General features: G+C 60.7%; 6 protein-coding genes. 1 reads left to right on the top strand and 5 read right to left on the bottom strand.

Annotated elements, in window-relative coordinates; genetic code table 11:
- Positions 1–209: SAM-dependent DNA methyltransferase (locus tag OXG55_01955; protein ID MCY4102019.1), on the top strand; the 209-nt coding region annotated here is incomplete at its 5' end.
- A 1,939-nt stretch (positions 210–2,148) separates the two neighbouring features.
- Here OXG55_01955 and OXG55_01950 read toward each other — a convergent pair.
- The 5 genes from OXG55_01950 to OXG55_01930 form a co-directional block, all read right to left on the bottom strand.
- A complete protein-coding gene (locus OXG55_01950; GenBank protein MCY4102018.1) occupies positions 2,149–2,481 on the bottom strand; it encodes an XRE family transcriptional regulator in 333 nt (110 codons plus the stop codon).
- A gap of 40 nt (positions 2,482–2,521) precedes the next feature.
- The gene (locus tag OXG55_01945) at positions 2,522–2,725 is read right to left on the bottom strand and encodes a hypothetical protein (GenBank protein MCY4102017.1); all 204 of its coding nucleotides are present in this window, start codon (positions 2,723–2,725) and stop codon (positions 2,522–2,524) included.
- Positions 2,722–2,850: a hypothetical protein gene (locus OXG55_01940; protein MCY4102016.1), complete on the bottom strand. Its 129-nt coding sequence runs from the start codon at positions 2,848–2,850 to the stop codon at positions 2,722–2,724. Before OXG55_01940 ends, OXG55_01945 begins: the two co-directional genes overlap by 4 nt.
- A 101-nt stretch (positions 2,851–2,951) precedes the next feature.
- On the bottom strand, positions 2,952–3,161 hold the full coding sequence (locus OXG55_01935; protein MCY4102015.1) for a hypothetical protein: 210 nt from the start codon (positions 3,159–3,161) through the stop codon (positions 2,952–2,954).
- Positions 3,161–6,268, bottom strand: coding sequence for a hypothetical protein (locus tag OXG55_01930; GenBank protein MCY4102014.1), 3,108 nt, complete (start codon positions 6,266–6,268; stop codon positions 3,161–3,163). Before OXG55_01930 ends, OXG55_01935 begins: the two co-directional genes overlap by 1 nt.
- Positions 6,269–6,397: the final 129 nt, after the last annotated feature.

Below are 6,397 nucleotides of genomic sequence, written 5' to 3'. Positions count from 1 at the left end.
CCTACAACGAACTGCTGGCGCGCGACAAGGTCAGCCTCGACATCTTCTGGCTCCGAGACGACAGCCTCACCGATACCGACGACCTCCCACCCCCCGCCGTCCTCGCCGCTGAGATCGCTGAAGACATCCAAGCCGCCCTAGAAGAAATCCAAGCCCTCGCCGACTCGCTGACAACGTCGGAGAGAACTACTGACCCTGGATCGAACTGATGTTGGATATACTTGAGCCCAACGAGCCGGTGCACCTAGGCAGTTCAACAATCATCAGGATCGAAGACCAACTGGTCGATATCCCTGCCGAACTCATACTCCGGTTGCTTCCCACCCCAGTCTTTACGATTGAAGCTGTTCTACCGAATGTGTTCTTAGAAAAGAGACCTCTCGACATTGAATTGCAGAATGGTGCTTGCCTACGCTCTGTTTGCGGATCCTTCGACCTCAATACAGGAGAAGGGGTATTGTTGCCACAACGTCAGCCCGTGGATGTCCGGGACGACGGAAGGCCGCTAAGTGCTGTGACCTTTTCGCTGATCAACTTTCCTCAGCTACTCGGGAATCAATCGATCCCTAGTATCAACGGATCGATAATGACTTCGATTTCTCATGCAACCCTCGCGGATTCTGATTGGACCGTGGAGCTCACCGGGGTCAATAACATCTCCGAGGTCTGCACGACGCTCCAGCGAGATAGAGGATTCGGCGTTACGTATACTGGCAGAATCATCCGTACTAGCGGCGCTACGTTTTCGGTCAAGCGAGCGAGCGTACTGCTTGATGCGTTGCGTATGCTCCTTTCGTTCGCTCGTGGCTCGGCTTGCGGTGTCACTCTCGTGGAGGGTCAGGATGAGCACGGAGCACAATCTTGGATGCGCTGGGGTGTACACCACGTAGATTCATGGAGACAAAGCCGGTCCTGGTTCCGAGGATTGAACGGTGCCGACTCACTCTCGGAGTTGTTCCCCGAACACTGGCGTCTATTCAGAGACGATCGCGATTGGCGCAGCACTATGACACGAGCAATAGATTGGTATCTCGTAAGTAATACAAGTCCAGCATATGTTGGAATAGTACTAACCCAAGCGGCTCTCGAAGTTCTCTCGCACCAAGAACTCGGACGGGAAAAGAAGCGAGGAGAAAGCACAGGTAAGTTTGTCGCGTGTGCGACAAAAGGTATGGGAATCGATATCAGACTTGGTGCAGGTTGTGAAGCACTAGACGCGCTGGCACGGGTCGGCCGACTTCCAGCGAATGGTCTGGAAGCGATCAATAGCGTCCGGAATGACTTGGTTCATGCTAAGCAAAAACTGGGTGAACTGCCGAACGAAGTCCATCACGAAGCCTGGAATCTAGGACAGTGGTATATCGAGAGAATGCTGTTACACAAGCTTCACTACCAAGGATCGATTCTCAATCGCTTAACAGGTGAGAGGCATAATCGGACCACTGCGTGATGCCGAGCCCACTTGGAAGTGGCCAGGAACTCGTGTGATGCTCGGTAGACGAGTCGCCGGACCGCGACTCATGATTCCCGAAGTCGCTCCAACTCAAGACCTGAACTGAGCGACTCCCAGCACCAACGCGATACCTGACTGGTCACTGTCCGATCTGGAACCCGAGCCACGCTCCAGTAGCGGGTCGCGCTCGCGTCGACCTCGGCCTAGCGCGGCCCCGATTGCCGGTCGTCGGATTTGAGCGGGCACTAGGTCCGTGGTCGGTGAACTGAGGCCTCCAGAATCGGGTTTGACATGCACCGATTCGGAGGAGTCCGCGGTGCGGGAGAACCCGACGTGAGGTCCCCGTGTTGGTTTGACACCTCAATTGGGAGGGAGCCATGTCTGTGATGAGGCACTACCCGCCGCCGGGGAAGACCAGGCGGCGGTTCACGAAGAAGTTCAAGGCCACGCGGTGGCGTTGGTCCTCGACGGTGACCGGTCGGTCACCTGGCGGCGCGGGACACCGCCGCTTCGCGCACTACCAGATCAGAGCGCCCCTCTACGCTGGCAACCCCAACTGGGCGCTCTTTGCCGGCGCCACTCCCCGTCAATCGCCGAGGTCCGCAAGACATCCTCTGATCTGGGTATTGCCGGTTCGTTCGGGTCCGCTTGGCTCGATCTCACTGAGCCAGGGAGTGTCTTCGCGGTCGTTGCGGCTAGGCGCTGACTCCGATCCGGATGGGGATGGCGGTTTCTGCTTCGCCGTCGTCGAAAATGGCGAGGATCTGGAGTCGGGCGCCGAGACTCTCGAGGTAGCTGCGCAAAGTTGAGAGTTTCGCGTCGTCGCCGCGTTCGAGTTGCGAGACGGCCGGCTGGCTGATGCCCAGCTCGGCAGCGAGGTCGGTCTGGGAGCGTTCGAGGGAACGACGGAGTTCGTACAGGCCGATCTCCGCGAGGGTGCCCAGGCGGAGCGCGGCGAGGCGCTCGGCGGCGCCCGACCGCTCGGCAACCCGGCCGTGAAGCTCTCGGTATGACGTCGTGTTTGGCATGGTGCTGCTGTCCATTCGTGTGTCGGGTCATAGTTAGGGCTCATCGTCGAGGAGCCCTTCTGCTCGCGGTTCCTCGAGGTAGGTGTCGTATGGTTCGTCGGCTTGGGGGGGGGATCGCCCAGTTGTGCCACTCCTGCCATCGGCCTGACTTCTCGCCGACCAGCAGCAAGATGGCGTGGCACCGCGGATCGAATGCGAAAAGCACCCGTAGTGCGCTGCCCTTCGATACCCAGAGTTCCTTCATGTTGGCGTGCGTGACCAGGTGATCTCTCCGACGACGGGGTGCCGCAGGCCCTGTCCGACCTCGGCGAGCAGTATCACCCGATCGTCGAGCGCTTCTTGCTGCTCGGGGTCAAGCTGTCCCACCACTCGCCGAACTCGTCGGTGTGCTCGCCTGCCCACACACCACAATCATAAGCTAGAGATTGTAGAAGTGTGCACTTATAGTCCCCCGACCGTTAGCTGGTGAACTAGCCAGCCCAGCGTGCTACGACCATGTAGCGCCGCTCGAGGAGGTCGCTGCGCTGGTCGGCGCCTTCGACGCTGGCGACGGTGTGGCCGGATGCGGCATCGGCAACATCGCGGGGTACCCGGTTCTTGGCGCGCCAACTGCGGAGTCCGTGGAGGACGGCGCCAATGTGGTGTTCTTTGAGAACTCGGTTCGGTGGATCCCGCCCCATCAGCGGCTCCTGCGAGATGCGGCTCTTCGGACTGTACGCCGGGTGTCTCGCGAGAGCAGTTGGCGTAGTGCGTCATGGGAGGGGATTTCGCGTAGCGCCGACGCCAGGGCGGCTCGCACCGTGTGTGATGGGTCCATAGCGAGGCCCCGGCCAATCTGCTCATCAACATCGTCCAAGCTGGCCCACGTCAATGCGGCCAGGACGCGCGCCCGGGAATCCGGTCGTAGTCGAAGTGTGTCCACGTCGCCCGCGAGCACCGGCGCCGGCAGTTGAGCGGCAGCGAACGCCGCAGTCTCGGCTGTGTACTTGTCGGGTGCGATTAGGAGTTCCAAGGCCGCGCCTCTCACCATCTTCTTCTGCTCGTTCGTGACAGCGCTCGCGGCCGCGCACCGAAGTCCGGGACCTCGCAGAGAGCTTGGTCCAAAGCTGATCCGGAATCTACTCAGAGGGTCTGTGTCGCCCAGTGGCAAGGGAGTGCTCCCCTGATCGTCGTGTAGGCCGCGAGCGCACTCCATGGCTACCTTGAAGAAGTCCGACCGCTGCGATTCGGGAATTCCTGGCATGCAGGCTTCTGCTGCACCAAGGGCTTGATCTCGGTTGGGAACTGGTTCTCCTGGGTCGACGGCGAGCGCCATCGCCGCGGTGACGAATCTGTGTATGGATTCGGCCTCCAAGTGGCGGATCAGGTAGGCGTCGTAGGGCAGACTGCTGCCTATGTGTTGGACTCCTGGTTCTCTCTCGGGCTGCGAAACTGCTCGTTCGAGCCTTCGTCTCGCCTGGTCAAGGACCGCCTCGTCCACACAGTCCGCTGCTGTCATCACGATGCACGCCGTGAGGTCGCCTGCCTGCACCTCGACAGCCAGGTGATCTCTAACGATTTGTTGGTGCTGCCTCAGCACGTTGTAACCCTCATCCCAGTTGATGTGGGATCGATACGGGACACTCAGGAATAGCTTCATGGCCGCTGTGACGGCGCGGCTGGCCAACTCTGGGTGAGAGCCCGCTATCTCGTATAGCACTGTGACCGAGCAGCTGTCGGCGTCGAGAATCGCGGCCCGCTCCGATTCCAGGCCCGCCTCAACCTGCTCGAGGAATCGTTCAGCTTCTGCCGCTGCCAGATCCGAAGCTGTCGCCGCGAGCGCGCCATATGCGGCCTTGGGAGCACGGCGTCGGAATAGCCCGGCAGCGCCGGAGTCGGTGAGAATCTCCTTGAGCGAGGACGTGGCCCACAGGGCGCGGTCAGGATCCGGTAGCCAATCGTCGAAGGCAGCGACAGTTTCGAAGACCGCTGCACGTTGCCAACTCGGCAGCCCTGAGATGTCAGCATCGAGGCTGAACGCCTCGTCCGGCCAGCGTTCCGCGAGACTGGTGGCAGCTTTGCCGTCACCCGCGACGATGTAGTGCTGAACTGCTTCCATCGGGCGTCCCGTGTCCGCGAGGAGGTGCCCAAAGAGCTGGTGTGCTTCCATCTCCTCCGAGAGCGAAGCCGCGACCGTGGAGTGTCGAACGTGCCGCCTGATTGCTTCGTAGGCCGCGATCGGGTCCTGAGAATTGAGCGTCGCCAAGGCTTGCGTGCGTGTGCGCCCATTGGGAAGAACCGACGAGTCTCCATGAGCGCGAACGGTTTCGGCTATGCGATGAACGTCGCCTATGTCGTCGCTCACTCGGCGGTCGTTGCTAGAACAGACTGACCGTAGGGCGTATAGCCAAGCCCATGCGTCTCCGTAGTTCTGAGCATCCGTCGCGGCTCGGATGGCCTGTTGGTAGCGCTCAACAGCTAGATCCACGTCCCCTTGCTGGCCAGCGTGTCTGCCATGTCGTGCGCAGATGAGTGCATTGATCTCAGGAGCCCAGTGCGTCCGCGCATGCAGCATGAGTTGAGACCACTCGCCGGTAGCGTCGGCAATGCAGGCCCGTACACGCGCCGCGACAAGGGGTGCTGCCTCGTCGAGGGAAAGCTCGTTGAAAGCTGTTTGCATCGTGTCGGCTCGGTGCCGCACGAAGTCGAGACGATGAGCAGCAAGTGCCTCCTCCGCGAACGCGAGCAACCCAAGGTCACCATGAGGGTCGTCTGCTTCGAGGGCGTCGACTGCTTCCGCGATGTCCGCCAGTTCGGGGCCCGGCCCCAACCGGATTGCCACAATGTTGCCCAGAGCCTTGATTGATCGCGCCATCGGCTCCGGAAGGTGTTCAGCCGCTTCTCGGAGCTTTCGCGTTGCCACGTTGGCCGTCCAAAGATGGGCGGTGTCGATGAGAGCCCACGCGACGGACAGGCGGATCTCGCTGGCAGCGATGATGTCGTCGGCTTCCTCGAGGATGTCCGCCTGGCGCAGGCGAAACTGGTTAGCGTGTCCACCGAAAGAAGCTTCCTTTAGCGCGCTGGCAATCTCCCCGAAGCAATCCGCCGCGATCCGCGGGCGTACAGATGCCTCGTTCTCGGCCTCGCTCAGCACGGTGCTTAGTCCGAGATGTCGGATCGGACCCCTCATCACGTAGTCGCGCAGGGTCGCGGTGCTGGCTGGATCGCCGCTCGTTCGTTCGCCGCAGAACGTTCGCTTTGTGTGCTCACCGAAGAACTGCTCAACGATGTCCGGATGTCCGACGAGCAAACGCGACAGAACACTACGATCCCACAGTTCGATGTAGAAGCCCGGATGGCGGCGCTGACACTCCTGAAGCATGTTCACCGTGGCAGTGGCGTTCGCGTCACAGGCGACGATGACGATGAACTTCTGTGCATCCAGGGGCCGTTCCCCGTTGACAAAGTCCTCTACAGCGTTTCGAAGATCAGAAGCACCGAATCTCTGGTAGCGCTTCGCTTGAAATACCGTCGGCTCGCCATCGGAGGGAAGACAGGCGATATCGATGCCGTGCTGCGCCTGGCCGGAGCGCCCATATCGAAACACGTTCTGAGTGCGCTGCAGCTTCGGCACAAGCCAACAAAGCAGCCTCTCGAAGTCTTGCCATCCGAGGGCCTCTAAGTCGAGTTCTGTTGGTCGGGTCGTCGTCAGTGGAACCTCGAGCGGTACCGGCGGTTCCCAGATTCTGTCATCAGCGCCTATGCGTGACCAGCCTCGCGGCAGCGCGTCATCGGGCGCCGATGGCAATTTGATGCTCGCTGTGCATTGTCATTGTGTCTCCGCAATCAGGCTGCGCGGCACTAGGACTGGCGCCGTCACCTCCAAGATTACCGAGCGGTGTTCGCTCAACGTCTATCGGAAACACGCTCGGCAGGT

This window comes from bacterium (assembly GCA_026708055.1).
Lineage (GTDB): Bacteria > Actinomycetota > Acidimicrobiia > Acidimicrobiales > CATQHL01 > VXNF01.
This window is presented reverse-complemented; position numbering and strand designations above follow the sequence as displayed.

Coding starts and splice junctions, on each gene's coding strand:
- OXG55_01950 (MCY4102018.1), bottom strand. CDS start 2,481: ATGCCAAACACGACGTCATACCGAGAGCTTCACGGCCGGGTTGCCGAG.
- OXG55_01945 (MCY4102017.1), bottom strand. CDS start 2,725: ATGAAGGAACTCTGGGTATCGAAGGGCAGCGCACTACGGGTGCTTTTC.
- OXG55_01935 (MCY4102015.1), bottom strand. CDS start 3,161: ATGGGGCGGGATCCACCGAACCGAGTTCTCAAAGAACACCACATTGGC.